The sequence below is a fragment of the Nocardioides stalactiti genome (genome assembly GCF_014180715.1).
Taxonomy (GTDB): domain Bacteria; phylum Actinomycetota; class Actinomycetes; order Propionibacteriales; family Nocardioidaceae; genus Nocardioides; species Nocardioides stalactiti.
The window spans coordinates 1-24,811 of the sequence record NZ_JACEFC010000063.1 but is presented as its reverse complement, the minus strand read 5'-3'; the positions used below and the strand labels follow the sequence as shown (position 1 = coordinate 24,811).

At 71.3% G+C, this 24,811-nt stretch carries 21 protein-coding genes and 2 tRNA genes; 6 read left to right on the top strand and 17 right to left on the bottom strand.

The window, feature by feature from the left end:
* Window positions 1–33: 33 nt before the first annotated feature.
* Entirely contained in the window at window positions 34–519 is a 486-nt protein-coding gene (locus H0487_RS13445) for a methylated-DNA--[protein]-cysteine S-methyltransferase (protein WP_183094744.1), read from the bottom strand.
* The gene (locus tag H0487_RS13440) at window positions 516–2,000 is read right to left on the bottom strand and encodes an AlkA N-terminal domain-containing protein (RefSeq protein ID WP_183094743.1); all 1,485 of its coding nucleotides are present in this window, start codon (window positions 1,998–2,000) and stop codon (window positions 516–518) included. The genes H0487_RS13445 and H0487_RS13440 overlap by 4 nt, the downstream gene beginning before the upstream one ends.
* A 138-nt stretch (window positions 2,001–2,138) precedes the next feature.
* Here H0487_RS13440 and H0487_RS13435 point away from each other — a divergent pair, with 138 nt between their 5' ends.
* Window positions 2,139–2,696 carry a hypothetical protein gene (locus H0487_RS13435; RefSeq protein ID WP_183094742.1) on the top strand — a complete coding sequence of 186 codons (558 nt, stop codon included), beginning with the start codon at window positions 2,139–2,141 and terminating at the stop codon, window positions 2,694–2,696.
* A gap of 76 nt (window positions 2,697–2,772) precedes the next feature.
* On the opposite strand, the gene H0487_RS13430 is transcribed toward H0487_RS13435, so the two are convergent.
* On the bottom strand, window positions 2,773–5,043 hold the full coding sequence (locus H0487_RS13430; RefSeq protein ID WP_183094741.1) for an ATP-binding cassette domain-containing protein: 2,271 nt from the start codon (window positions 5,041–5,043) through the stop codon (window positions 2,773–2,775).
* Between the two features lie 112 nt (window positions 5,044–5,155).
* Between H0487_RS13430 and H0487_RS13425 the strand changes: the two genes are divergently transcribed.
* Complete coding sequence (locus H0487_RS13425; protein WP_183094740.1) at window positions 5,156–6,409, top strand: alpha/beta fold hydrolase; 1,254 nt, start codon at window positions 5,156–5,158, stop codon at window positions 6,407–6,409.
* A gap of 33 nt (window positions 6,410–6,442) precedes the next feature.
* Here H0487_RS13425 and H0487_RS13420 read toward each other — a convergent pair.
* From H0487_RS13420 to H0487_RS13395, 6 genes are all read right to left on the bottom strand, one after another.
* Window positions 6,443–6,515: transfer RNA gene (locus tag H0487_RS13420), tRNA-Glu, on the bottom strand.
* Window positions 6,516–6,630: 115 nt separating this feature from the next.
* Window positions 6,631–6,702: transfer RNA gene (locus H0487_RS13415), tRNA-Gln, on the bottom strand.
* Between the two features lie 56 nt (window positions 6,703–6,758).
* Complete coding sequence (locus tag H0487_RS13410; protein ID WP_183094739.1) at window positions 6,759–7,664, bottom strand: CPBP family intramembrane glutamic endopeptidase; 906 nt, start codon at window positions 7,662–7,664, stop codon at window positions 6,759–6,761.
* Window positions 7,651–9,114: a glutamate--tRNA ligase gene (gltX, locus tag H0487_RS13405; RefSeq protein WP_183094738.1), complete on the bottom strand. Its 1,464-nt coding sequence runs from the start codon at window positions 9,112–9,114 to the stop codon at window positions 7,651–7,653. The genes H0487_RS13410 and gltX overlap by 14 nt, the downstream gene beginning before the upstream one ends.
* Before the next feature lie 8 nt (window positions 9,115–9,122).
* Entirely contained in the window at window positions 9,123–9,947 is an 825-nt protein-coding gene (locus H0487_RS13400) for a fumarylacetoacetate hydrolase family protein (RefSeq protein ID WP_183094737.1), read from the bottom strand.
* A gap of 58 nt (window positions 9,948–10,005) precedes the next feature.
* Entirely contained in the window at window positions 10,006–12,369 is a 2,364-nt protein-coding gene (locus H0487_RS13395) for a CARDB domain-containing protein (RefSeq protein ID WP_183094736.1), read from the bottom strand.
* Window positions 12,370–12,564: 195 nt separating this feature from the next.
* Here H0487_RS13395 and H0487_RS13390 point away from each other — a divergent pair, with 195 nt between their 5' ends.
* Window positions 12,565–13,458 (top strand): 3-methyladenine DNA glycosylase, encoded by an 894-nt coding sequence (locus H0487_RS13390; protein WP_246383550.1) that lies wholly within the window; start codon window positions 12,565–12,567, stop codon window positions 13,456–13,458.
* Here the strand turns inward: H0487_RS13390 and H0487_RS13385 are convergent.
* The 6 genes from H0487_RS13385 to H0487_RS13360 all read right to left on the bottom strand — a co-directional run bounded on the left by H0487_RS13385 (window position 13,455) and on the right by H0487_RS13360 (window position 18,580).
* On the bottom strand, window positions 13,455–13,859 hold the full coding sequence (locus H0487_RS13385) for a DUF4189 domain-containing protein (protein WP_183094735.1): 405 nt from the start codon (window positions 13,857–13,859) through the stop codon (window positions 13,455–13,457). The two genes, H0487_RS13390 and H0487_RS13385, sit on opposite strands and share 4 nt — an antisense overlap.
* 91 nt (window positions 13,860–13,950) lie before the next feature.
* Window positions 13,951–14,589, bottom strand: coding sequence for an AmiS/UreI family transporter (locus tag H0487_RS13380; RefSeq protein ID WP_183094734.1), 639 nt, complete (start codon window positions 14,587–14,589; stop codon window positions 13,951–13,953).
* A gap of 13 nt (window positions 14,590–14,602) precedes the next feature.
* The gene (locus H0487_RS13375) at window positions 14,603–15,832 is read right to left on the bottom strand and encodes an acyl-CoA dehydrogenase family protein (protein WP_183094733.1); all 1,230 of its coding nucleotides are present in this window, start codon (window positions 15,830–15,832) and stop codon (window positions 14,603–14,605) included.
* Between the two features lie 77 nt (window positions 15,833–15,909).
* Window positions 15,910–16,839, bottom strand: a complete 930-nt coding sequence (locus H0487_RS13370; RefSeq protein ID WP_183094732.1) for a MetQ/NlpA family ABC transporter substrate-binding protein — start codon at window positions 16,837–16,839, stop codon at window positions 15,910–15,912.
* Between the two features lie 41 nt (window positions 16,840–16,880).
* Window positions 16,881–17,552 (bottom strand): methionine ABC transporter permease, encoded by a 672-nt coding sequence (locus H0487_RS13365; protein WP_183094731.1) that lies wholly within the window; start codon window positions 17,550–17,552, stop codon window positions 16,881–16,883.
* Entirely contained in the window at window positions 17,549–18,580 is a 1,032-nt protein-coding gene (locus H0487_RS13360) for a methionine ABC transporter ATP-binding protein (RefSeq protein WP_183094730.1), read from the bottom strand. The genes H0487_RS13365 and H0487_RS13360 overlap by 4 nt, the downstream gene beginning before the upstream one ends.
* A gap of 196 nt (window positions 18,581–18,776) precedes the next feature.
* On the opposite strand from H0487_RS13360, the gene H0487_RS13355 reads away from it, so the two are divergent.
* Window positions 18,777–20,258, top strand: coding sequence for a flavin-containing monooxygenase (locus H0487_RS13355; RefSeq protein ID WP_183094729.1), 1,482 nt, complete (start codon window positions 18,777–18,779; stop codon window positions 20,256–20,258).
* Window positions 20,259–20,300: 42 nt separating this feature from the next.
* On the opposite strand, the gene zwf is transcribed toward H0487_RS13355, so the two are convergent.
* Window positions 20,301–21,740: a glucose-6-phosphate dehydrogenase gene (gene zwf / locus H0487_RS13350; RefSeq protein ID WP_183094728.1), complete on the bottom strand. Its 1,440-nt coding sequence runs from the start codon at window positions 21,738–21,740 to the stop codon at window positions 20,301–20,303.
* Window positions 21,741–21,775: 35 nt separating this feature from the next.
* On the bottom strand, window positions 21,776–22,288 hold the full coding sequence (locus H0487_RS13345; protein WP_183094727.1) for a TetR family transcriptional regulator: 513 nt from the start codon (window positions 22,286–22,288) through the stop codon (window positions 21,776–21,778).
* Between the two features lie 48 nt (window positions 22,289–22,336).
* Here H0487_RS13345 and bioB point away from each other — a divergent pair, with 48 nt between their 5' ends.
* Together bioB and H0487_RS13335 are read left to right on the top strand one after the other, a co-directional pair.
* Entirely contained in the window at window positions 22,337–23,539 is a 1,203-nt protein-coding gene (gene bioB / locus H0487_RS13340) for a biotin synthase BioB (protein ID WP_183094726.1), read from the top strand.
* A 1-nt stretch (window position 23,540) separates the two neighbouring features.
* Window positions 23,541–24,811 (top strand): adenosylmethionine--8-amino-7-oxononanoate transaminase (locus H0487_RS13335; RefSeq protein WP_183094725.1); only part of this gene is annotated, 1,271 nt, incomplete at its 3' end.

The following is a 24,811-nucleotide window of genomic DNA, read 5'->3' as shown; positions in this document are numbered from 1 at the left end:
GGGTTCGGCGACCAAACCTTGCGGGTTCGTGGGCTAGAAGAGGGCGTCCTGACGCTCGAGGTCGAGCAGGGTCTGCTTGCGGTCGAGGCCCCCGGCGTAGCCGGTGAGGGTGCCGTTGGCGCCGATGACGCGGTGGCAGGGGATCACGATCGGGATCGGGTTCGAGCCGTTGGCGAGGCCGACAGCGCGGGAAGCCGCGTTGGTCTTGCCGAGCCGGGCGGCGATCTCGCCGTACGACGCGGTCTCGCCGTAGCCGATCTTGACCAGCTGGTCCCACACCGACTGCTGGAACGCGCTGCCGCCCGGCGCGAGCGGGAGGTCGAAGTCCTGCAGCTCACCCTCGAAGTACGACGTGAGCTGGCGCGCGGCCTCGCGCAGCAGCGGGTCGGCGTCGTCGCGCTCCCCGCGCGGCCGGCCGTCGGAGTCCCGGAACGGGGTGAACTCGATCTGGGTCAGGGCACCGTCGCGGGCGACGAGCCGCAGCGCGCCGATCGGCGACTCGATCACGGTCCAGGTCATGACTTCTCCTCCAGTGAGGTCCACAGGTGTAGCAGGGCATAGGAGCGCCACGGCGCCCAGGTGGCGGGATCGGCGTCGGCGCCACCCAGTGCGGCGAGCGCGTGGCGCACGCCGACGTCGGTCGGCAGGAACACGTCGGGGTGCCCGAGCGCGCGGAGCGCGATGTAGTCCGCCGTCCACGGGCCGATGCCGGGCAGCTCCAGCAGCGCCTCCCGTACGACGCCGCGGTCGGGCCCGCGGTCGAGCGCGAGGTCGCCGGACGCCAGCGCCGCCGCGAGCCCGGTCAGCGCCCGACCCCGCGCGCGGGGCATCGGCAGTCGCTCGGGGTCGATCCCGGCGATCACGGCCGCCGAGGGGAAAAGGTGGGTGAGTCCGGGGAGGTCGGTCGGGACCGCCCGCCCGTGCTCGGCGACCAGCCGCCCGGCGACGGTGCGCGCACCGGCCACCGAGACCTGCTGCCCGAGCACCGCACGCACCGCGACCTCGTCGCCGGAGACGTGCCCCGGCACACGCAGGCCCGGCCGGCGCCGTACGAGCGGCCCGATCAGCCGGTCGCCCGAGAAGTGGTCGGCGACCGCGAGCGGGTCGCAGTCGCCGTCGAGCAGCCGCCGGACGCGGGCGACGGCCGCGCTGGTGTCGCGCAGGTCGTGGAGCACGAAGCGGGCCGGCACCAGTGCGGTCTGACCTGCGTCGAGGACGTCGCGCAGCTCGACGCGCACCGTGCCGGGACCGTGGGGGAGGTCGAGCGTGCGGGCGTACCACCCGTCCCCTGCGACCTCGACGCCCTCGACGCACCGCATCGCCAGGAACCGCAGCAGGGCCGCTCCGGCGAACGGCGTCCGGACGGCGAGCCGCAGCTCGATCGCCCCGGGCGTCCGCACTCCCCCGCGTCGTCCCCGCAGGTCGGTCGGGGTGGCGGCGTAGACCTCCCGGACGGTGTCGTTGAACTGTCGCACGCTCGCGAACCCGGAGGCGAACGCGATGTCGGCGAAGGGCAGGTCGGTCGTCTCGACGAGCACCCGGGCCGTCTGGGCGCGTTGTGCCCGCGCCAGGGCGAGCGGCCCGGCGCCGAGCTCCCCGGTGAGGACCCGCGACAGGTGCCGCGCGGTGTAGCCGAGGCGCTGGGCGAGGCCGTCGACGCCCTCGCGGTCGACGACACCGTCGCCGATGAGCCGCATCGCCCGGCCGGCGACGGTGGCGGCGACGTCCCAGTCGGGGCTGCCGGGTGTCGCGTCGGGGAGGCAGCGCTTGCAGGCGCGGTAGCCGGCGGCCTGCGCGGCGGCCGCGCTGCGGTGGAAGCTCACGTTGGCCAGCGCCGGGGTGCGCGCCGGGCACGACGGGCGGCAGTAGATGCCGGTCGTCCGGACCGCGATGTAGAAGACGCCGTCGAAACGCCGGTCCCGCGACTTCACCGCGGCGTAGCAGGACTCGGTGTCGAGCCCCGGGATCCGCGCGGCGGTCGCGGTGATCGGCGTCGTCATGCCTCCATCCTGGACGACGCCGCCGACATCTTCTCGCGGAAATCGGACATCGCCGCTCGCGTGCAGCGACCGGAGCACGACGACAAGACGTGACGCGATGTCCCGCCTATCCCGGCCCCCGTCTGCCACGCTGTCGCCATGGTGGACAACCCGATCGACCTGCTGATCAAGTCGCAGCAGGTGGCTCTCAAGCTGGCCGGCGACACGCTCCGCACGGTCACCAACGCTGCCGTCACCGGAGTGACGGCTCCCGATGAGCTCGTACGCCAGGTCGGCGACCTCGCCGGCGCCGTCGCGAGCATGGCCGGCGCGATCACCGGGCTGGCCGGCGCCACCGCCCAGCCTCTCCAGGACTTCATCGTCCGGCAGCGCGAGCTGGCCGACACCGTCGCCACCCTGGCCGACGCCCAGGCCGAGCTCGCCGGCGTCGTCGCCAAGCTCGCCGAGCGGCACGCCGACGCAGTCACCGCGCTGGAGAAGGTGACGGCCCCGATCTTCGCCGTGGTCGGCACCGACCCGACGCCGCCGAAGACCCGTGCGGCCCGCGTCCGCCAGACCGAGGTCGCGTCGGCGACCTCGAAGGCGCGGACCCCCGCGACCAAGGGCACGACCAAGGCCGAGCCCGCAGCCGCCCCCAAGGCGCGCACCAGGAAGGCCACCCCGGCCAAGGCCCCGAAGCCGAAGCCCACTCCCTGACACCTCGACCCTGCAGGACTGGCAACTCGACCCCGCAGGAGTGGCAACTCGACCCTGCAGGAGTGGCAGTTCGTCGTCAGCGGACGCTGCGCGCGCTCCGTCGTACGGCGACGAGGCCGAGGCCGGCTGCCAGCGCGGCGATCGCCACGATCGCCAGCAGGTCGGTGTTCCACTGGCCGGCGTCGAACGCCTGGAGGGGGTCACGGACGGCGTCCTCGACCCCGCGCCGGGTCCGGCCGAGGTGGACGCTCGCCGCTGACGCGGCGTAGGCCCAGCGCGAGGGCGCGAGCCACGCGACCTGCTCGAGCAGGGGTCGTCCGGCGACGCCGACGATCGCACCCGACAGGACCAGCTGGACCATCACGAGCGCGACCAGCACCGGCATCGCGTGGTCGGCGCTGCGCAGGCACGCGGAGGCCGCGAGCCCGACGACCGCCATCGCCGTGGCGAGGGCCGCGACCGGGAGGGCGATCTCCCACCATCCCCAGCCGTGGACGCCGTCGCGGTCGGGACCGGGCAGCCCGGTGGTCGCGAGCCAGGTGAGCAGCAGCCCCTGGAGGAAGCAGGCGCCGCCGAGCACGATCACCTTGCTCATCAGGTAGGGCCCCGGCGAGAGCCCCACGGCGTACTCGCGTCGCAGGATGCCGCGCTCCTTCACGAGCTCCCGGATCGTCATCGCCGCGCCCATCAGTGCTGCGGCGACCACGAGGATCGTGAGCCGCTGGGTGACCTCGGAGCCGTCGAGGAACCTGCCCTCGCGGGTGAGGTGCAGCGAGAACCCGGCGTCGCCCTGGACGACCCGGCTCAGCCCCGCGAGGGCGAGCGGCAGCAGCACCAGCATCGCCATCAGCGCGCGGTCGGCCCGAGCGACGGCGACGTCGCGGGCGACGAGTGTCCCGAGCTGACGCCACCGGGACGGTCGCTGCGGGGGTACGACGGAGCGCGGCACGGCGGGCAGGCTGCCGGTGTCGGTGGTCCCGGCGGAGCGGGGACGCGGTCGAGCGGAGTCGAGCTGCTGGAACAGCGCCGGGTAGTCGCGGACCTCGAAGTGGGCGAGCAGCTCCTCGGGCGGCCCGACGTAGAGCGCGCGTCCGCCCTTGCCGAGCACGACCACCTGGTCGCACAGGTCGAGCGCCAGCACCGAGTGGGTCACGACGACGACCACCCGGTCGTCGTCGGCCAGCCCGCGCAGCTGCTCCGTCACCGACCGGTCGAGCCCGGGGTCGAGCCCGGACGTCGGCTCGTCGAGGAACAGCAGTGGCGGCGCAGTCAGCAGCTCGGTCGCGATCGAGACCCGCTTGCGCTGCCCCCCGGAGAGCTGCCGCCCGATCCGCAGGTCGCGCTGAGCGTCGAGACCGAGCTGCGCGACGACCTGGTCGACCCGGCGCTGCTGCTCGGCTCGGGTGGTGTCGGGTGGGAGCCGCAGTCGCGCCGCGTAGCGCAGCGCGTCGCGCACGGTGAGCTGGGGGTGGAGGATCTCCTCCTGCGGCACCACCCCGATCTGGAAGCGCAGCTCCTCGTAGTGGCGGTAGAGGTCGTGCCCGTTCCACAGCACCCGCCCACGCCCGGCCGGGACCAGTCCGGTGAGCGCGTTGAGGAGCGTGGTCTTGCCGGCACCGGACGGCCCGATGATCGCGGTGAGGCTGCCTGCCTCGAGCTCGAGGGAGACGCCGTCGAGCAGCCGCACCAGGTCGGGAGTGACCGTGCTGAGACCGTCGGCCACCAGCATCCGGCGGGCGGTCCGGCGCGGCGGGGCGAGCCGCCGCCCGTCCCACTCCAGCGTCTGGGCCCCGACGACCACCTGGTCGCCCTTGGCCAGCTCGGCCGCGGTGACCCGCTCGCCGTTGACGAAGGTGCCGTTGAACGAGTCGAGGTCGCGCAGGACCGGCGGGGTCGTCAGGTCGACGGCCGCGTGGTGCCGCGACACCAACGGGTCGTCGAGGACCAGGGTGTTGCCGGCACCGCGGCCGATGGTCTGGACGGCGGCCGAGGCGGATGCAGGCCGGACGGTGGCAGGCCGGACGGCGGCAGGCTGGACGGCGGCCGGGACGGTGTCACCCGGCGTCGGCTCCGGTACGACGGGCAGCACCTCGAACAGCAGCGTCGGGCCGTCGGGGGCTCCCGCCGCGAGCCGCACCGGCCGACCCGGACGGAGCGCGAGCCGGCCGATCCGGCACCCCTCGTGGAAGACCCCGCCCTCGACTCCCCCGTCGACGACGCTCCATGCCCCGTCGGCTCGGACCATCCGCAGGGCACCGACGGCCGCGGCGTCGTCGTAGTCGACGCTGGTCTCGTCGTTGGTCACGCGCAGGCGCGTCTCGGCGCCCGCCCGCTGCAGGGTCCCCATGGCACTTCGAAACTAGGGCGTGCGGCCGCTCCCCTGGCGGCACCACGCCGCTCCCGGGCGAGGGTCGACCGCGGTGCTCGACAAGGGAACGGCTACCCGCAACACTCCGGCCATGACGCAGCCGAGGCCATCGACGAGCATGCTGGGTCAGGCGGTGCGCCTGGCGCTCTCGGCCGTCAGCGCGCGGCCCCTCGAGCCGAAGCCGCAGAGCGCGTTCTACACCGAGCCGGACGTGATCCCTGACGAGCCGGGGACGATCCTGCGCAGCGAGCCGGCCCGCTTCTACATCGACCCCTTCCGCCTGGTGCCGGCGCCGGCGCGGGTGGAGCGGATCATGTTCGTGAGCCGCAACCGCACGGGGGCGCCGATCGCGGTCACCGGCACCGTGCTGACGCCGACCCGGCCGCGCACGAAGCGGGCCGACCGGGGGCTGGTGGCCTTCGCGGTCGGCACCCAGGGCATGGGCAGCCAGTGCGCCCCCTCGCTCCAGATGGCGGTCGGCCGCGAGTACGAGAGCGTGTTCATCAGCGGCCTGCTGGCGCGCGGCTACAACGTGGTGGTGCCGGACTACCAGGGCCTCGGGATGCCGGGTGTCCACACCTACATGAGCCGCCGGGTCCAGGGGCACGTGGTCCTCGATGCACTGAGGGCCGCCCAGAACTTCGACCACCCCGACATCCCGCGCAACGGCCCGGTGGCGATCACCGGCTACTCCCAGGGTGGTGGGGCGGCAGCCAGCGCGGCAGAGATGTGGCACGAGTACGCACCCGAGCTGGACGTGAGGGGAGCGGTCGCCGGCGCGGTGCCGGCGGACCTGGAGCTCACCGCGTGGCTCCTCGACGGCGGCCCCTACTTCGGGTTCCTCGGGTATGCGATCGCGGGCATCGCCACCGACTACGGCGTCGACCTCCACGACTTCCTCAACGACAAGGGTCGCGAGGTCATCGCCCGGATCACCGAGCAGTGCCTGTTCGAGTCCCTGCGCGCCTACGCGTTCACGAAGTCCGCGACGCTGACGGCCGACGGGCGCCCGCTCGGCAAGCTGATCGGCGAGGAGCCGTTGGCGACCCTGGTCCGCGAGCAGCGGCTCGGTGAGGGCGCGTGGCCGCGGATGGACACCATGCTCGTCCACTCCCGGCTCGACGACGTCGTCCCGTTCGAGGCCGGCCGGGCACTCGCAGAGCGCTGGGTACGACAGGGCGCCCGGGTCCACTTCGCGCCGGGCGTCGCCCCGACCCACGCCGCCGCGGCGCTGACGTCGTACTCCGCCGCGTTCCGGTTCCTCAACGCGCGGTTCGCCGGCAGGCCGATGCGCGCCAACACCGCGCGCTACCTGTCGACCCTCGCGGGACCCGAAAACGGCTGAGACCCGGGCCCAAGGGACCCGGGTCTCAATCTGTACCCCCGACCGGATTTGAACCGGCGTTACCGCCGTGAGAGGGCGACGTCCTAGGCCGCTAGACGACGGGGGCAACGTGTTGTCCGGTCTGCCAGCTTCAGCAGGCCTTCGCAACGGTGAGAACTTTAGCGATTCCGTTCCTGGCGGGCCAAATCGGGCCGTTCAGGGGCTGTTCACGCGAGTACTCGCTGGTCTACTAGGACTCGAACCTAGACTAACTGGACCAGAACCAGTCGTGCTGCCAATTACACCATAGACCACTGTCGTGCTGTGTTCGGTTCCCCTTCGCCGCAGGTCCGGGGGCCGACGAGAAACCTTACACGCGGGGTTCTTGCCGATCCAAAACGGCCTGGCCTGTGACTCGCTCGACCTCCCTGCGCCGAGCCACCCAGGTGACGAGCACGAGGTAGGTCAGCGACTGCGCGAGAGTCCCGGGGAGCAGCCACCAGGTGCCCTCGACCGGCGCGAGGGCGTCGGAGATGTCCCCCACGACCAGCGCCAGCCCGAAGTAGACGAGGTTGTTGAGGACGTGCATGGCGATGCCCGCCTCGAGCCCGCCCGTCGCGACGACCAGTGCCCCTGCGACCAGGCCGAAGGCGAGGCGGTCGATGAAGACCGGCGGGTCCTGGACGCCGTGCGCGAGCGCGAACAGCAAGGCAGGGAGCACCACGGCGAGGACGGTGCCGACCCGGCCGCCGGCGAGGCCGCCGACGGCCTGCGTGAGGTAGCCGCGGAACGCGAACTCCTCCCCCGCCGCCTGCAGTGGGATCAGCAGGACGATGATCAGCGCGAACGCGACCGTCCGGTCCGTCACGTCGTTGACCGAGCCCGACAACGACGCGCCGCCGCCGTCCTCCGGGAGGAACGACGCGAGCACGAGGGTCGCACCCACCGCGACCACGGCGAGGCCGGAGCAGGTGGCCAGCCACGCCCACCGGATCCGGCCGAGGACCGACATCAGGACCCGGCCGGGGACGTGGTGGATCGCCACGGTGAGGCCGGCCGCGACGAGGGTCATCGCGGCGAGCGCGACGCAGGTCATCGCGAGCCCGGCCGGCGTCAGCGGGTCGCTCGGCGACCAGACCGGAAGCACCAGGACGACCGGCAGCAGGAACAGCCCGACCACCAGCCCGCACGCGCCGAGCAGCGCCCAGCCCGGGCCGCTGCGGCCGAGCCGGTGCAGCCGCTCGTAGGGCAGCCCCGCGCCGTCAGCCGAGGGCACGCTGCAGGCGTCCGAGGCTGCGGTCGCGGCCGAGCAGCTCCATCGACTCGAAGAGCGGCGGGGACACCCGCCGCCCGCTGACGGCGCCCCGGACCGGCCCGAAGGCGACCCGCGGCTTGGGGCCGAGGTCGTCGACGAGCGCGGCCTGGAGGGCGGTCTGGATCGCGTCGGTCGACCAGGGGTGGAGGTCGACGAGCGCGTCGTGCGCCGCCTTGACCACGCCCTTGCCGGCCTCGTCGAGGAGCTTCTCGGCGTCGGCGGGGTCGACGGAGAACGACTCCTCGTCGACGAAGAGGAAGCCGAGCATGTCGGGCGCCTCGGCGAGCTTGTTGATCCGCTCGGCGACGAGCGGCATCGCCAGCTCGAGCAGCTGGGCGTCGGCGTCGTGCACCGGGTCGCCGACGACACCGGCTGCCTTGAGGAACGGCAGCGCCCGGTGGGTGATGTCCTCGACGGACAGCAGGCGCATGTGGGAGGCGTTGATCGCCTCGCACTTCTTGAGGTCGAACCGCGCAGGGTTGGCGTTGACGTCGCCGATCTCGAACTTCTCGACCATCTCCGCGAGCGTGAAGACGTCGCGGTCGGCGGCGATCGCCCACCCGAGCAGGGCCAGGTAGTTGAGCAGACCCTCGGGGAGGAAGCCGTTGTCACGGTAGGCCAGCGCGTGCGCCTCCGGGTCGCGCTTCGACAGCTTCTTGTTGCCCTCCCCCATGACGTAGGGCAGGTGCCCGAACTGCGGCGTGAAGTCGGTGATCCCGAGATCGATGAGCGCCGCATAGAGGGCGACCTGTCGCGGCGTCGACGACAACAGGTCCTCGCCGCGCAGCACGTGGGTGATCTCCATGAGTGCGTCGTCGACCGGGTTGACCAGCGTGTAGAGCGGCTCCCCGTTGGCCCGGCACAGCGCGTAGTCCGGCACGAACTCGGTCTCGAACGTGATCTCGCCGCGCACCAGGTCGTCCCACGAGACCGAGCCGTCGGGCATCCGGAACCGGACGACCGGCTTGCGCCCCTGGCCCTCGAACGCCGCGACCTGGTCGGCGGTGAGCTCGCGGCAGAAGCCGTCGTACCCCATCACCTTGGAGCCGGACGCCTTGCGGCGTGCATCGACCTCGTCGTTGTTGCAGTAGCAGTCGTAGGTGTACGACGACGCGCGGAGCTTGTCGAGCGCCTCGGCGTAGAGGTCGGAGCGCTCGCTCTGGCGGTACGGCGCGTGCGGGCCGCCGACCTCGGGGCCCTCGTCCCAGTCGAGGCCGAGCCACCGCATCAGCTCGAGGATCGCGGTGTAGGACTCCTCGGTGTTCCGCGCGGTGTCGGTGTCCTCGATCCGGAACACGAAGGTCCCGCCGTGGTGGCGGGCGAAAGCCCAGTTGTAGAGCGCCGTGCGGACCAGGCCGACGTGCGGGCTGCCCGTCGGGGAAGGGGCCATCCGGACCCGAACATTTCTCATCTGCTTCGTCAGCCTCTCTTCGCGACGGTGTTGGTGAGAGCGCCGAGGCCTTCGACGAAGACCTCGATCTCGTCGCCGACCTCCATCGGGCCGACCCCCTCGGGTGTACCGGTCAGGATCACGTCGCCGGGCAGCAGCGTCATCGCGGAGGAGATGTACGCGATCAGGTCGGGGATGTTCCACGTCATGTCGGCGGTGCTGCCGTCCTGGACGACGTCGCCGTTGAGGAACGTCTGCACCTTGCAGCCGTCGATGAACGCCTGCGGGTCGAGGTCGGTCTCGATCCACGGGCCGAGCGGGCAGAACGTGTCCATGCCCTTGGCCCGCGCCCACTGGTTGTCGGTCTTCTGGAGGTCGCGCGCCGTGACGTCGTTGGCGATGGTGTAGCCGTAGATCACGTCGGTGGCCTGCTCGGCGGGGACGTCGCGACAGATCCGGCCGATCACGACCGCGACCTCGCCCTCATAGCTGAGGTGGGAGGTCTGCGAGGGATAGAGGATCGCATCGTTCGGGCCGATCACGCTGGTGTTGGGCTTGAGGAACAGCAGCGGCTCCGCGGGCTGGTCGCCCCCCATCTCCGCCGCGTGGGCGGCGTAGTTCTTCCCGACGCCGACGACCTTGCTGCGCGGCAGGACAGGCGCGAGGAGCTTGACGTCGGCGAACCGGTGCTCGCGCTCGAGGACCTTGATGCCGACGTACATCGGGTCGCCGGCGAGCTCGACGATGACCGCGTCCTCGGCGGGCTGGCCGAACGGGTCGAGGTCGCCGGTGACGACGCCGTACGCCGGGTCACTCTGTCCGTTGCCGGCGGCCGTGAATCTCGCGATGCGCACCCGGCGAGCCTAGATGATCGACTTCGTCGGCTCGCCGGGTGCGCCCCGCTGGTGCTGCTCAGTACCCGGGCGTCAGGCTGGACGTGAACGACATGTCGATCTCGCCCTCGTAGGCGCTGAACTCCGCGGAGCCCGCCCCGACGCTCACGCTCGGCCCGACCCGCCAGCCGGCGTCGACGAGCTCGCCCTGCTGGTTGACCTTGATGTAGACGCCGGACTTGAAGGTGGCCTCCACACCGGTGTGGGTACCACCGCCCTTGGAGCCGGCGAACACCGAGACGTTGCCGGTGCGGAAGTCGAACTTCACGTCCACGAACGCCTCCAGCAGCGGGAGCACGGGGAGGGCGAAGCCCTGCTCGATGCGCTCGCAGCTGATCTTGACCGTGCTCGGGCCGAGCGTGGCCCGCAGGTTCATCGCCTTGAGGGCGCCCTCGCACTTGGTGCCGGACTGGATGTCCGGGTTGGCCGGCGGGTTGAGGATCTCGGCGGGGAGCGGCTCCACGCAGTGGTCCCGGGCGAGGTTGACGTTGTGCGACCAGAACTGCGCCTGCTGCACCAGCAGCGCGTAGACGTCCCTCTCCAGCCCGTCGATGTGGGTGAACGCGAGCCGGTGCGCCTCCTCGTCGGCCAGGTTGGCGGCGTAGCCGGTCATGAGCTTCGACCAGACCTCGAAGTAGTGGTTGGCCTTGTCCTGCGCGGCGAGGATCCGGGTCCGCCAGCGGATGTGCTGCTGGTTGAGGGCCGGGCGGCACCGGGTGTTGATCTCGCGGGTGAAGCAGGTGTCGTAGTCCTCCTCGGAGCCGGCGCACGCGTCGCTGGCCTCCTCGAGGAAGCGGCCGTAGGTGTACTCCACCTCGCCGGTGCCGCCGCCCCAGAACTCCTCCTTGATCTCGGTCAGCTTGTTGATCTCGTCGTACAGCGCCTGCTGGGCGTCCTCGACGTCGCCCTCGAGGTGGGTTCGGTAGAGGAGCACGAGGATGTCGTTGCGACGGTCGATCTCGGCCCGGGTGCGGGCGTCGTCGGTGTCGCGCAGGTGCTGCTCGAGCCGGTTGGCCTCGTCGATGTTGGCCTGGATCTCGGCCTGGAAGCCGTTGGCGATGCCGTAGTAGACGGGACGCATGTCCGCGGCCTGGGTCGGCGTCTCGGCGATCGGCAGCTGGCGCAGCGGCACCGCCTCACCCCGGGTGATGTCGATCTGCGGCGTCGGCTGGACGGGCGTCTGGGTCGGCGGGGTCGTCGGGACCTCCTCGTCCGAACGGACCCGGCTGCGCGCGATGTAGCGCTTCGCGAGGGCGTCCTGTCCCTTGCAGGCCGCGACGGTGGCCAGGCCGGCGTCGGCCTCGGTCAGCAGCGGCGCGAGCTGCTTGGCGCTGCTGAACAGCTTCTGGGCGGCGTCGGAGCGGCCGGTCATGACCAGCGCCTGGCCGCGGACGACAGCAGCGGTGGCCTCGTGCGGGATGCCGAACGGGGCGCGCAGGAACTCGCGACCGATCGCCGCGTCCAGCAGCGCGATCGCCTCGTTGGGCAGACCGACCGAGGTGGCGAGCGCAGCTGCGTTCACCAGGTGCGTGCCGCGGGTCGGCTGGAGCCGGTGGGCCTCCAGCAGGGCCGCCAGCGCCAACCCGGGCGATCCGCCGGCGAGCGCCGTCGCCGCCAGCTCCTGCGCCTTCTCCGGCGTGCTCGCCTGGCCGGACGCCTTGAGGTCCGCGATCCCACCCGGGGCGTTGGCCTCCAGGAAGGCCCGGACGCTGTCGATGGCGCCGCCGAGCGTGTACCTCTTCACCGGGTAGGTGCTCTTGCAGAAGATCTTGAGGAAGCCCAGGGCGTCGTCCTCGTCGTCGGGCCACACCGCGGCCTCGTCGAAGGACTGCACGACGAGGTCGTCGCTGCCGGGGTCCTCGCTCACGGCGAGCCTGCCGGTCGCGGCCAGGCAATTGTTGGCCTCCTCCGACTCGCCGACCTTGCCGAGGTCGTCGGCGCAGACCAGCACCCGATAGGTCCCGGCGGGGACGCCGACCGGGACGGTGAACGTGACCGAGCCGGTCGATCGCTTGGCCCCGGGCCGGATCGCCTTGACGGGCGCCTTGCCGACCAGCCGGAGGTCGGTCAGCGAGGTGCGCGGGTTGGTACGGCTGGCGCGCCGCTCGGCGAGGCTGGCCTCGACGTCGGTCGTCAGGTAGACGCGGGTCGTCGAGGCACCCGCCTTGCGGCGGCCCTTGTTCTGCACGGTGTGGGTGACCGTGACCTTCGCGCCCTCGACGACGGCCGTCTTGTCGACCGTCGCCGCGGTGACCCGGAGGTCGGCCTTGGTGGCGGCCTCGGCCGTACCCGGCGCGAGGGAGAGCAGGCTGCCTGCGACGGCGGTGACCAGGCCGGTGGCGAGGACCGCGCGGTAGCGCGATCGGGTGGAACGGGCGTTCATGGTGGGATCTCCAGGAGTGGGGGGAGAGCGTGCGTGACCGTCGCCGAGCCGGGCACGAGCGCTGAGACAACCAGATCAGTCCCGCGGACGCACCGAAATAATCGTTCCAGGGCGGAATCGGCGCGGAGAATCGTTCCCAGGAATGAACGGGCCACCGAATCGGTGGTCCGCACCCGGATCCTTAGGCTGGGCTCCGTGGACGTGCAGCAGGTCGAGGCTGTGCCGGCAGCCGTGTGGCGCCCGGCCGCCGCCGCGCACGCCGACCGGGTCGACAGCTACGTGGCGCCGCACCTCGAGCGCCGCGAGGCCCGCATCCAGCACCCGGTCCACGACTTCCTCTTCACCTACTACTCCTACCGGCCGGCCCAGCTGCGTCGCTGGCACCCCGGCTACGGCGTCGTCCTCGCCGACGCGCCCGAGCACGCCACGCTCAAGGGCTACGAGCAGGGTCCGCACGGCGTCGCCGTCAGCGCGTCGTACGTCGCCGCGCAGCGGCCGCTGGTCGAGGCGCTGCACCGGCTCTTGGTCGCGACCGCCGGCCGGCCCGGGAGCTTCGGCTGCTTCGGCCTCCACGAGTGGGCCATGGTCTATCGGCTCGAGGAGGACGAGACCCGGCACGCCTCCTGGCCGCTACGGCTCGGCCCGGCCGGGACCGACGCTGTTGTCGAGGGCCACCGGATCGCCTGCACACACTTCGACGCCTACCGGTTCTTCACCCGTCCGGCCGTGCCGCTCAACACCCTCTCCCCCGGCCGCGACGACCGCGCCGCCTTCGAGCAGCCCGCGTGCCTGCACGCCGGCATGGACCTCTACAAGCACGCGTTCCGGCTGTCCCCGATGGTCGGCTCCGACCTCGTCGCCGACTGCTTCGAGCTGGCGTGGGACATCAGGGTCATGGACATGCGGGCGGCGCCGTACGACCTCGCCGACCTGGGCCTGGACCCGATCCGGATCGAGACCCCCGAGGGCAAGTCCGACTACGTCGCCGCCCAGCGCACGTTCGCCGACCGCGGCGCTCCGCTGCGTCAGCGGCTGATCGAGGAGTGCGCGCGACTCCTCGACGTCGCGGGCGCGTCAGTCGCCGACTAACGGGCCGTGCAGACCAGCGACAGGATCCGACAGCGGGCTCCGCACTCGTCGTTGGCGCGGCGTCGCGCGACCTCTCGGGAGTCGCCGATGCCCCAGGTGATGCGGGAGAGCGAACCGTCGGCGCGCCGACGCACCGAGACCGCGGCACAGCCGTTGCGGACCCACACGATGCCGCGGCAGCCGCTCTCGGTCTGGCGGATCCGGCACTCGCGGCGCGCGCGGTCCTCCGCCCCGTCGCGGGTCCGGTAGTCGAACGAGTAGCCGTAGGTCCCGTCGTTGGCGTTGACGGCGATCGCGGCGAAGTAGTTGCGGCCGCGCTCGCTCGATGCCTGTGCGTCGGTCGTCAGACCGAGCACCGCTGGCAGCACGAGAAGCAGTGCCGGCAGGAGTTTCAGAGGCATCTCGAAAAAGTACTCCGGGCCGGCCGATGCGTCACGAGAACGATCGAACCGGCCCGGAGCCTTCGGGGAGGCGGCCTGACGGGAGGGGGTGTCAGGCCGAGACGGGAATCCGTACCTCCGCCGGTGTCGCCGGCACGGCCGGCTCAGGTGCCGCTCTGCGGACGGCCACCGCGGCGAAGACCGCGAGGCCGGCGACGGCCGAGGCCAGCACCTGCCCGGTCGTCACCCGGTCCCACTCGCCCAGCAGGATGATGAAGCCCGGGACGGTGCAGGTGGTCACCGACTGGACGATCGTCAGCCAGCCGGCCGCTGCGGTGAGTCGGGTGACGCCGAGAGCCAGCACCACCCAGAAGACCGACCACAGCACCGCCCACTGCAGCCACAACAGGCCCGACGGGGTGTCGTCGAAGCGCACGATGTTGACGACCCCGAACCCGGTCGCGACGACCGCGACCCACAGCGAGTACCAGCCCAGGCCGTTGGCGTCGTACCCCTTGAGGTTGCCGATGCCGACGTAGAGGTAGGTGAACCCGAACAGGAAGATCCCCGCAGCGCCGAGGATCTCGTCCGGCGTCGTCGCGCGGCTGATCAGCCAGAACGGGATGGCCGTCTGGAGGGCCCCGACGAACAGGTTGAACACACCGGCGCTCTTGGGGTCGACCTTGCCCAGGAAGAGCAGGCCGTTGACGAAGAGCACCGCGCCGACGAAGAGCAGTCCGACTGCAGACATGTCCGGGCTCCGATCAGAAGTAGGCGTTGGCCGGGAAGGCGGTGCCGTCGACGACGTGGGCGCCGATCGCCGACGCCTTGAGGAAGGTCGGGTTGTGCGTGGAGATCGTCCGCACGTTCCGCCAGTGCCGGTCGAGGTTGTACGCCGCCTGCGTGGCCGAGGTCCCGCCGACGTCGAAGAGGCGCGCGGCCGTGGCGTAGGAGAACCGGTCGACGGCGACCTTGGCGTGCGCCGCTGCGAGCTGGGCAGCCTCTGCCGCCTCGGCGGTCGGCACTCCGTCGACGACGGAGTCCGCAGCGACCTGCAGTGCTTCGGCGGCCCGGAGCACGATCGCCTCGGCGGCGAAGGCGTCCGCGGAGATCTCACCGACCACCTGGAGCACCTGCGGGTCGGCCGCCGGGCTCTGGGGTGCATTGGCGTGGCTGTAGCTCCGGGCGCGCCGCTTCACCAGTGCGACCGCGTCGTCGCGGACGCTGCGCAGGATGCCGGCCGTCACCGCCTGGAGGTAGAGCTGGAGGAACGCTCCCTGGTAGCCGGGCACCGGCTCGCCGTCCGGCTCCCCGAGGTCGAAGATCTCGTCCGCCGCGACGCGGACGTCGTCGAGCTGGGTGGTGCCCGTGCCTGTCAGGCGCTGGCCGAAGCCGTCCCAGTCGTCGAGGATCGAGACACCCTCGCGGTCGACCGGGATCACGGCCCCGGCGATCCGGCCCTCCGGCGCCGCCGCCCAGATCTGGGTGTAGTCGGAGTAGATGCTGCCGGTCGAGTAGAACTTCGTGCCGTTGAGCCGGTAGCCGCCGTCCGCACTGGCGGGGTCCGGGGTGAACGCCGTCTCGAAGTACAGCCCGACCGGGAGCTTGCTCTGCTCGCTGAACCCGTTGCCGACGAGCTTGTCGTCGACCGCCAGCGACAGCCGCGCGCGGAACGCCGGGTCGTTGCTGCCCTGGAGGTGCTGCTCGACGAACCAGTAGTGGGTGCGCAGGATGTGTGCGGCGTTGGAGTCCGCCTCGGCCAGGTCGATCAGGGCGGCGAAGAGCTGCGGCAGGGAAAGGCCGGCGCCGCCGTCCGCCACGGGGATGCGGAGCCGTCCGACCCCGGCCTCCTTGAGCCAGCCGATCACCTCGTGCGGCGCGGTGCGGTCCCGTTCACGTTCGCTGGCTCCGGGGCGGATCCGGTCGAGCAGCGCGGTCCAAGCGGGGGTGCCGGGACGGACCACCTCGGTGGCGGGTCGGGTCTGGACGGTCATGGGTGTCTCCTCGTTGATGACAGGTGATGCGACGGGTGATGCGACGGGTGGTGCGGCGGGTGGTGCGGCGGGACGGGTCACTCGGCCGAGACCGGCGCGAGCTGGCCGGCCAGGCTCGGGTCGTCGTTGGTGGCCAGGTACTCCTGGACGCGCGGGTCGAAGAAGATCTCGCGGAGCTTCTCGACCTGCGGGTCGTCGAGGTACGCCGTGCCGATGACCAGCTGGCCGGCGAACTCCAGCGGCGCGGCGGGCTCGTAGATCCGGTACTCCTCCGGGGTGCCCGCGTCGACGAACGACATGTTGTAGTCGATGACGGCGTCGACGGAGTCGAGGGTGCGGGGGCCGGCGCCGTACTCGATGTAGGTGAACTCGTAGCCGCCGATGTTGTCCTCGATGTCGTTCTCGGTGGCCGCCCACGGGTCGACGCCGTCCTTGAACGTGAGCTTGCCGGCGCGCTCCAGGATCCATAGCGCCTGTGCCGTGTTGGCCGGGTCGTTGAGGAGCGCGATCTCGGCGCCGTCGGGCAGCTCGTCGATCGATCCGTACCGGGTCGAGTAGAGGGAGTAGGACCACTGGAAGACCGGGCCGAGAGCGGTGAGCTCCATCCCGGTGGCGTCGGTGACCTGCTTGAGCCAGTGCTTGTGCTGGTAGATGTTGGCGATGTACTCGCCGTCGGCCGTGGCCTGGTCCAGCTGGTTGCCGTCCTCGATGCCGACGGGCGTGATCGTGATCCCGTGGTCGGGCGCGATCTCGGCGTCGAGGTACTCCAGGAACGCGAGCTCGCTCGCGCTCGAGGCCTGGTAGGCGATCTCGAACTCGTTGCTGAAGTGGCTGCCCTCGACGGCCTTCTCGTCGTCGCCACCGCCGAGGGTGACGAAGAGGGCGACACCGATCGCGATGACGACGGCGCCGACGACCAGGGAGATCAACCAGCCGCGACTGCCGCGGCCGAGGTCGATCGTGTCGCGGTGCTCACCGCTGGTCCGATCCTGCTGGGTGGTGGACATGGTGGTCCCTTTCGTTCTGGTGATCAGGGGATCAGGGGGGTTCAGTGGGTGAGGGCGCGGACGACGCGGTCGCCGCTGAACTGGATCGCCTGGACCATCGCGATGAGGACCACGATGCAGGCGATCATGATGTGGTCGTCGAAGCGTCGGTAGCCGTAGTTGACGGCGAGGTAGCCGACGCCTCCGGAGCCGATGGCCCCGGCGATGGCGGAATACTCGATCATCGCGATGACATTGAGCGTCACGCCCGCGGCGAGACCGGGCAGCGCCTCGCGGAGCTGGATGCCGCGCATGATCTGCCAGCGGGTCGCGCCGGTCGCGAGCCCGACGTCGAGCAGCTCACGGGGCACCTCGCGGACGGCGTTCTCGGTGAGCCGCGCGAAGAAGGCGACACCGGCGACGGACATCGGGAGGAGCGCGGCCTGGTAGCCGATCGTGGTGCCGAACACGAGCTTGGTGACCGGGATGATCGCGGCCATCAGGACAAGGAAAGGCAGCGACCGACCGAGGTTGGCGATCCAGCTGATCGACACGTGGACCACGCGGTTCGGCGTGAGCCCGAGCGGCGAGGTGTTGAAGATGAGCAGTCCGAGCGGACCGCCGAGCAGCACCACGACCGTCATCACGATGCCGACCATCCGGACGGTCTCACCCAGCGCGGGCACGAGCAGGTCGTCGACGTCGGGCCACGGGGTCGCGAGCAGGGCCGTCATGCGGCGGGTTCCGCCTGCCGGGCCCGTCGCTCGTCCTGCCGCTCGTCGGCGACGGCGCGGAGCGCGGTGGCCGGCTCGGCGGCGACGCCGTGGTCGGCGAGGACCTCGACGACCCGCCGCTCCTCCAGGCGCGGGTCGAGCCCGACCGTCAACCGGCCGACGGGCGCGTCACCTGAGCGCTCCACGAGCGCGGCGAGCACCGCCACCTCGCCGAGGTCCCGGCCGACGCGGCTGAGCCAGGTCGGCGCGACCTGGTCGCTGCGGTAGCGCAGGGTCCACGTCCGCAGGCCCTCGGCGTCCGGCGCGGGCGGCATCGGCAGCAGCGCGCGAGACAGCGCCGAGTCGGAGCGTCGTACGACGTCGGCCACTGATCCCTGCTCGACGATCCGGCCGTGGTCGAGCTGGGCCACCTGGTCGGCGATCCCGCGCACCACGTCCATCTCGTGGGTGATGACCAGGATCGTCACGCCGAGGTCGTCGCGGAGCCCGGTGAGCAGGTCGAGGATCGCCCGGGTGGCGTCAGGGTCGAGGCCCGAGGTGGCCTCGTCCGAGAGCAGCACCGACGGCTGCAGCGCCAGTCCCCGGGCGATCCCGATCCGCTGCCGCTGTCCGCCGGACAGCTGCGACGGGTAGTGGTTGGCCCGGTGGAGCATCCCGACGCGCTCCAGCAGGTCGCCCACCCGACGACGGACCTCGGGGTCGGGCACGCCCTGGTGCCGCAGCGGCAGTGCGATGTTCTGCGCGGCGGTCAGCCGGCGCAGCAGGTTGGCGGACTGGAAGACCGTCCCGATCTGGCGCCGAGCCAGGCGCAGGTCCCGCCCCGAGAGCGCTGCCAGGTCCTGTCCCCGGACGGTGATGCTGCCGCTGGTGGGACGCTCGAGCAGGTTGATGCAGCGCGCCAGGGTGCTCTTGCCCGCGCCGCTCGGTCCGACGACCGCAGCGATCTGCGCATCGGCGACCGACAGGTCGATGCCGTCGAGAACGAGGGTGTCGCCGTAGGCCTTGGTCAGGCCGGAGATCTCGATCATGGGGTCCTCTGGTCGGGCGGATCACGTTTGGTGTTCTAACTCGACTGACTTTATAGACTTTGATGAAGAGGTCCAGGGATCCAGGTCACATCCGACGATCGGAAGGGCCGATACGGCGATCGGCCCCGACTACCGACGGCACGACTTCCGACCACAGTCGGATCCGCCGGGGCCTTCGGAGCCCTAGGGTCGCGACATGACGCACGTCCACGACGCAGTGATCATCGGGGCGGGCTTCGGTGGCATGGGAGCAGCCATCCAGCTCCGCCGACTGGGGTACGACGACCTGCTGGTGCTCGAGCGCGAGGACGACCTCGGCGGCACGTGGCACGTCAACCGCTACCCCGGCCTGGCGGTCGACATCCCGTCGGCGACCTACTCCTACTCCTTCGAGCCGAATCCCCACTGGTCGCGCCTGTTCGCCCCGGGACCGGAGCTCAAGGCCTACGCGACCCACGTCGCGGACAAGTACGACCTGCGACGGCACATGCGCTTCAACGCCGTCGTCAGCGGCGCCCGGTGGGACGAGGACGCCTCCTGCTGGGAGGTCGCACTGGAGGACGGCAGCGTCGAGCGCGGGCGCTTCCTGCTCACGGCGACCGGCTTCCTCTCCCAGCCGAAGAAGCCCGACATCCCGGGTATCGACGACTTCGCTGGCAAGGTCGTCCACACCACCCGGTGGGACGACGACGTCGAGCTCGAGGGCAAACGGATCGGCATCATCGGCACCGGCGCCACGGCCGTCCAGCTGGTCCCCAAGCTGGGCAAGGTCGCCGGCCACCTGACCGTCTACCAACGCACGCCCATCTATGTCAGCGCGAAGGTCGACGGCAACGTCCCGGCGCCGGTGCGCGCGGCCTTCGCGAAGGTGCCGCTCACCCAGCGGGCGACGCGGCTCGTCGGCACCTCGATCCTCGAGGTGATGATGGTCGCCGGAGTGCTGCACTACCGGAACATGCCGTGGGCCAACGCGATCGGGAGGGCCGCGTGCGAGCGGCACCTCAAGCGGCAGGTCAAGGACCCGGAGCTGCGCCGGAAGCTGACGCCCGACTACGACTTCGGCTGCAAGCGGCCCTCGTTCTCCAACAGCTACTACCCGACGTTCACCAAGCCCCACGTCGACCTGGAGACGACGCCGATCGACCACGTGGACGAGGGCGGGATCGTCACCACCGACGGTCGCCGCGCCGACCTCGACGTGCTGGTGCTCGCCACGGGCTTCAACCTGTGGGACGCGAACTTCCCGGCGATCGAGATCATCGGCCGCGAGGGGCGCGACCTGGGCAAGTGGTGGCGGGACAACCGGTTCTGCGCCTACGAGGGCATCACCGTCCCGAAGTTCCCGAACTTCATCTCCCTCAACAGCCCCTACTCCTACTCAGGGCTCTCGTACTTCACCACGATCGAGACGCAGATGGCCCACATGGAGCGGCTGTTCGGCGCCCTGCAGGAGCGGGGCGCCGGGGTGTTCGAGGTCAGCGAGGAAGCGAACGACGCCTTCCTGGAGCGGATGACCGAGCTCCTCGGGAACTCGGTCTTCAACGCCGGTAGCTGCGCGACGGCGCGCAGCTACTACTTCAACCAGCACGGCGAGGCGGTCCTGCTGCGTCCGACGTCCACGATCAGTGCCCACCGGGAGGCGGCGCGCTTCCCCCTCGACGACTACGCGTACGCCTGATGGCCTACGCCTGACCTGCGCCTGATGCCCTGCGCCTGAGGACTAGAACCCGGTCGCGTTCGGGTCGCGCCACCCGCGCTCGAACGGAAGTCGCCAGGCGTACGGCGCGATCAGCTGGTGCACCTGGTTGGGCCCCCAGCTCCCCTGCCGGTAGGGACGCACGACGGGCGGGTTGTTCAGCAGCGGCGCCGAGACCTCCCAGAGCCGCTCGATGCCCTCGGCGGAGGTGAAGAGGGTCTGGTCGCCGCGTGCGGCGTCGTAGATGAGCCGTTCGTAGGCCTCGAGCACGGACCCCGCCCAGGTCGTGTCCTGCATGGCGAACTGCATGGAGAGCTTGTCGAGCCGCATCCCCGGTCCGGGTCGCTTGCCGTAGAACGAGAGCGACATCTTGGCCTTGTCGGCCAGGTCGAAGGTCAGGTGGTCAGGACCGTGGTCCCCGACGCCGGAGTGCGTCGGGAACATGGAGCGCGGCGGCTCCTTGAAGGCGATCGAGATGATCCGGGCGCCCTCGGCCATCCGCTTCCCCGTGCGCAGGTAGAACGGAACGCCGGCCCAGCGCCAGTTGTCGATGAAGCACTTGAGCGCGATGAAGGTCTCGGTCTCGGAGTCGTGGGCGACCCCGTCGATGTCGCGGTAGCCCTGGTACTGGCCGCGGACGACGTCGGCCGGGTCGATCGGCAGGATCGACCGGAAGACCTTGTTCTTCTCCTCGTTGATCGCGTCGGGCGAGAGCGAGGTGGGCGGCTCGAGCGCGATGAACGCGAGCACCTGGAACAGGTGGGTGACCACCATGTCCTTGTAGGCGCCGGTCGACTCGTAGAACGTCGCGCGCTGCTCGAGGCCGAGGTCCTCGGGCACGTCGATCTGGATGTGGTCGATGTTGTTGCGGTGCCAGATCGGTTCGAACAGGCCGTTGGCGAAGCGGAACGCCAGGATGTTCTGCGCGGCCTCCTTGCCGAGGAAGTGGTCGATCCGATAGATCTGCGACTCGTCGAAGACCTTGTGCAGCTCGGCGTTGAGGGCCCGGGCGCTGGCCAGGTCGACACCGAAGGGCTTCTCCATGATGATCCGACTGCCCGACGCCAGACCGGCCTCCTCCAGCGTGCCGACCACCGCGAGCGCGGCCTTCGGCGGCACGCTCAGGTAGTGCAGCCGGACCTTGTCGCCGGTCCAGCCCGCCTCGGCCTTCTCGACAGCGGCCCGCAGCCCGGCGGCGCCCTCCGCCCCCGGCGCCCAGTGCAGCCGATGCGAGAACTCCGGCCAGGCGGCGATGTCGGCTGCGTCCCCGGAGAACTCGAGCACCGCCTCGTGGGCGAACGCGACGAAGGACTCGGTGGTGTGCTCGTCGAGCGACGTGCCGATGACCTGGATGTCCTGGAGCAACCCGCTCTCGAACAGGTGCAGCAGCCCGGGCAGCAGCTTGCGCCGCGCCAGGTCCCCCGTGGCGCCGAACAGCACCACCGTCACCGGCTTCGTCGACATGTCCTCCACTGTGCCTCCCGCGTGTTACAGCGACCTTAACGCTGGCGAACGAGGCGTTCAGCGAGCCCGCCGAGGACGATGCCGAGCGCGAGCGCGAAGTCGTCCGGCTCGTCGGACTCGTGGGACAGCGCGAACCGGACCAGGCTCCGTGCACCCACCCGGGCGACCCGCTCGTCGGCGCCGCCACGCTCGAGCGCGGACCGGAGCGGGCGCTCGAGGGACTCGGGGTCCGCGGCGTGCACCAGTGCGATCAGCGCTGCGCCGTCGCGGTGCCGTCGCATCGCGTCGCGCAGCTCGACGACCAGCAGGTGGAGCTCGGCGTCCCAGGCCGCGATCTCGGCAGGACGGCGGCCCCGCAGCAGGACCTCCTCGGCCACGGCCGTGAGCAGGGCGGCCTTGTTCTCGAAGTGGTGGTAGAGCGCGCTCGGCTGGACACCGAGCTCGGCGGCCAGCCGGCGCATCGACCACCCGACCAGGCCGTGCTCGTCGAGCAGCCCGATCGCGCTCGCGACGATGTCCGTTCGCCGGACCGCCTTTGACCTCGCCATGCCTGGCACCTTAACCTGAACACTGTTCAACTCACGCTGAGGAGACCCATGACCACCTCGTTCGACGCCCTGGCCACCCGCATCCTCGAGGGCGGCAGCGCCACCTCGGAGGACGCGCTGGCCGTGCTCCAGGCGGCCGACAGCGACGTGATGGCGGTCGTGGCCGCCGCCGGCCGGCTGCGCCGCGAGCACTTCGGCAACACGGTCAAGGTCAACTACCTGGTCAACCTCAAGTCGGGCCTGTGCCCCGAGAACTGCAACTACTGCAGCCAGGCCCTCGGCTCGCAGGCCCCGATCCTCAAGTACTCGTGGCTCTCCAAGGAGGACACCCTCGAGCAGGCCGGCGCCGGCCTGCGCGGCGGTGCGACCCGGGTCTGCATGGTCTCCTCGGGCCGCGGTCCGTCCGACCGCGACATCGACAAGGTCGTGGAGATGACCGAGGCGCTCAAGGACGAGTACGCCGGCGTCGAGGTCTGTGCGTGCCTCGGCCTGCTCAAGGACGGCCAGGCCGAGCGGCTCAAGGCGGCCGGCGTCGACGCCTACAACCACAACATCAACACCGCCGAGTCCCACCACGACTCGATCGTGCAGACCCACACCTACGACGACCGCGTCGACACCATCGGCCGGGCGAAGTCGGCCGGCCTCTCCCCCTGCTCGGGCCTCATCGCCGGTCTCGGCGAGACCGACGAGCAGCTCGTCGAGGCACTCTTCGCGCTCCGCGACCTCGACGCCGACTCGATCCCGGTCAACTTCCTCATGCCGTTCGACGGCACGCCGTACGAGAACACCTGGGAGCTCTCCCCGATCCGCTGCGTGAAGATCCTGTCGATGGCGCGCTTCGTGTGCCCCGACAAGGAGATCCGCATCGCCGGCGGCCGCGAGATGCACCTGCGGTCGATGCAGGCGACCGCGCTCCACGTCGCGAACTCGATCTTCCTCGGCGACTACCTGACCTCCGAGGGCCAGGACGCGCTCACCGACCTGGAGATGCTCCGCGACAACGGCTTCGTCATCCTCGGCATGGAGCAGACCGCGTTCGACGAGATCATCGCGGCGCACCAGGACGCCAAGGCGCACCGGGTCGGCGCGGTCACCCCGTGCGGCTCGTCCGCGGACGGCTGCGGCGACGGCTGCGGTGGCGGCTGCGCGACGGGCGCTGCCCGCGCGACCGACGACGCCGGGCAGTCCGGGCACAACCCCTCGATCCGTCGCCGCGGCGCGGGCACCGAGGTCCCCGCGAACGCGTGAGATGAGCACCAGCACGCCGGAGGAGCTGCTCGCGTTCGACCGCGAGCACCTCTGGCACCCCTACACGTCGATGACGACGCCCACCCCGGTGCGGCTCGTCGACGACGCGGACGGTGCCCGGCTGCGGGTCGACGGCTCGTGGGTCGTGGACGGGATGTCCTCCTGGTGGGCAGCGGTCCACGGCTACCGGCACCCGGTCCTCGACCGTGCGGTCGCCGACCAGGCCGCTCGCTTCAGCCACGTGATGTTCGGCGGCCTCACCCACGAGCCGGCCGTCGCGCTCGGCCGGCGACTGGTCGAGATCACCCCCGAGGGGCTGGACCGGGTCTTCCTCGCCGACTCGGGCTCGGTGTCGGTCGAGGTCGCGATGAAGATGGCGCTCCAGTACCAGCGCGGACGCGGACGTCCCGGGCGCAGCCGGTTCCTGACGGTGCTCGGCGGCTACCACGGCGACACCTTCGACTGCATGTCGGTGACCGATCCCGACGGCGGCATGCACGCGATGTGGAAGGGACTGCTGCCGGAGCAGGTCTTCGCGCCCCAGCCGCCGGCGCAGAGCGCCGCCCCGGAGGACGTCGCCGCCTGGGCGGCGGCGTTCCGGGCCGTCGCGAGCGAGCACGCCCCCGAGCTCGCCGCGATCATCGTCGAGCCGCTCCTCCAGGGGGCCGGCGGCATGCACCCCTATCCGGCGGCCTGCCTCCGGGTCTTCCGCGAGGTGGCCGACGAGCACGGCCTGCTGCTGGTCTTCGACGAGATCGCCACCGGCTTCGGGCGCACCGGCCACCTCTTCGTGTCCGAGCTCGTCACCCCGGACGTCCTCTGCCTCGGCAAGGCGCTCACGGGCGGCTACCTGTCGATGGCTGCGGTGCTCACGACCGACGAGGTGGCACGCGGCATCTCGGCCTCGGAGTCGGGCGTGGTGATGCACGGCCCGACGTTCATGGGCAACCCCCTGGCCTGCGCGGTCGCGTCCGCGTCGATCGACCTGCTCCTCGCCTCGGACTGGCAGTCGCGGGTCACCAGGATCAACAGCCGGCTCACCGACGGGCTGGCACCGCTGCGCGCGGTCCCGGGCGTCCGCGACGTGCGGACGATCGGTGCGGTCGGGGTCGTCCAGCTCGACCACCCGGTCGACGTCGTCGCCGCCACCGACGCCGCCGTGGCGTCCGGGGCGTGGCTGCGACCGTTCCGGGACCTCGTGTACGCGATGCCGCCGTACGTCATCAGCGACGCGGAGCTCGACCTGCTGGTCGGCGGGATCACGGAAGCGGT

What these genes read in the sequence shown, in the direction of transcription:
- H0487_RS13395 (WP_183094736.1), bottom strand. Translation starts at nt 12,369, where the DNA reads ATGAACGCCCGTTCCACCCGATCGCGCTACCGCGCGGTCCTCGCCACC.
- H0487_RS13355 (WP_183094729.1), top strand. Translation starts at nt 18,777, where the DNA reads ATGACGCACGTCCACGACGCAGTGATCATCGGGGCGGGCTTCGGTGGC.
- H0487_RS13445 (WP_183094744.1), bottom strand. Translation starts at nt 519, where the DNA reads ATGACCTGGACCGTGATCGAGTCGCCGATCGGCGCGCTGCGGCTCGTC.
- H0487_RS13440 (WP_183094743.1), bottom strand. Translation starts at nt 2,000, where the DNA reads ATGACGACGCCGATCACCGCGACCGCCGCGCGGATCCCGGGGCTCGAC.
- H0487_RS13435 (WP_183094742.1), top strand. Translation starts at nt 2,139, where the DNA reads ATGGTGGACAACCCGATCGACCTGCTGATCAAGTCGCAGCAGGTGGCT.
- H0487_RS13365 (WP_183094731.1), bottom strand. Translation starts at nt 17,552, where the DNA reads ATGACGGCCCTGCTCGCGACCCCGTGGCCCGACGTCGACGACCTGCTC.
- gltX (WP_183094738.1), bottom strand. Translation starts at nt 9,114, where the DNA reads ATGAGAAATGTTCGGGTCCGGATGGCCCCTTCCCCGACGGGCAGCCCG.
- zwf (WP_183094728.1), bottom strand. Translation starts at nt 21,740, where the DNA reads ATGTCGACGAAGCCGGTGACGGTGGTGCTGTTCGGCGCCACGGGGGAC.
- H0487_RS13375 (WP_183094733.1), bottom strand. Translation starts at nt 15,832, where the DNA reads ATGACCGTCCAGACCCGACCCGCCACCGAGGTGGTCCGTCCCGGCACC.
- H0487_RS13360 (WP_183094730.1), bottom strand. Translation starts at nt 18,580, where the DNA reads ATGATCGAGATCTCCGGCCTGACCAAGGCCTACGGCGACACCCTCGTT.
- bioB (WP_183094726.1), top strand. Translation starts at nt 22,337, where the DNA reads ATGACCACCTCGTTCGACGCCCTGGCCACCCGCATCCTCGAGGGCGGC.
- H0487_RS13425 (WP_183094740.1), top strand. Translation starts at nt 5,156, where the DNA reads ATGACGCAGCCGAGGCCATCGACGAGCATGCTGGGTCAGGCGGTGCGC.
- H0487_RS13370 (WP_183094732.1), bottom strand. Translation starts at nt 16,839, where the DNA reads ATGTCCACCACCCAGCAGGATCGGACCAGCGGTGAGCACCGCGACACG.
- H0487_RS13430 (WP_183094741.1), bottom strand. Translation starts at nt 5,043, where the DNA reads ATGGGGACCCTGCAGCGGGCGGGCGCCGAGACGCGCCTGCGCGTGACC.
- H0487_RS13345 (WP_183094727.1), bottom strand. Translation starts at nt 22,288, where the DNA reads ATGGCGAGGTCAAAGGCGGTCCGGCGAACGGACATCGTCGCGAGCGCG.
- H0487_RS13385 (WP_183094735.1), bottom strand. Translation starts at nt 13,859, where the DNA reads ATGCCTCTGAAACTCCTGCCGGCACTGCTTCTCGTGCTGCCAGCGGTG.
- H0487_RS13380 (WP_183094734.1), bottom strand. Translation starts at nt 14,589, where the DNA reads ATGTCTGCAGTCGGACTGCTCTTCGTCGGCGCGGTGCTCTTCGTCAAC.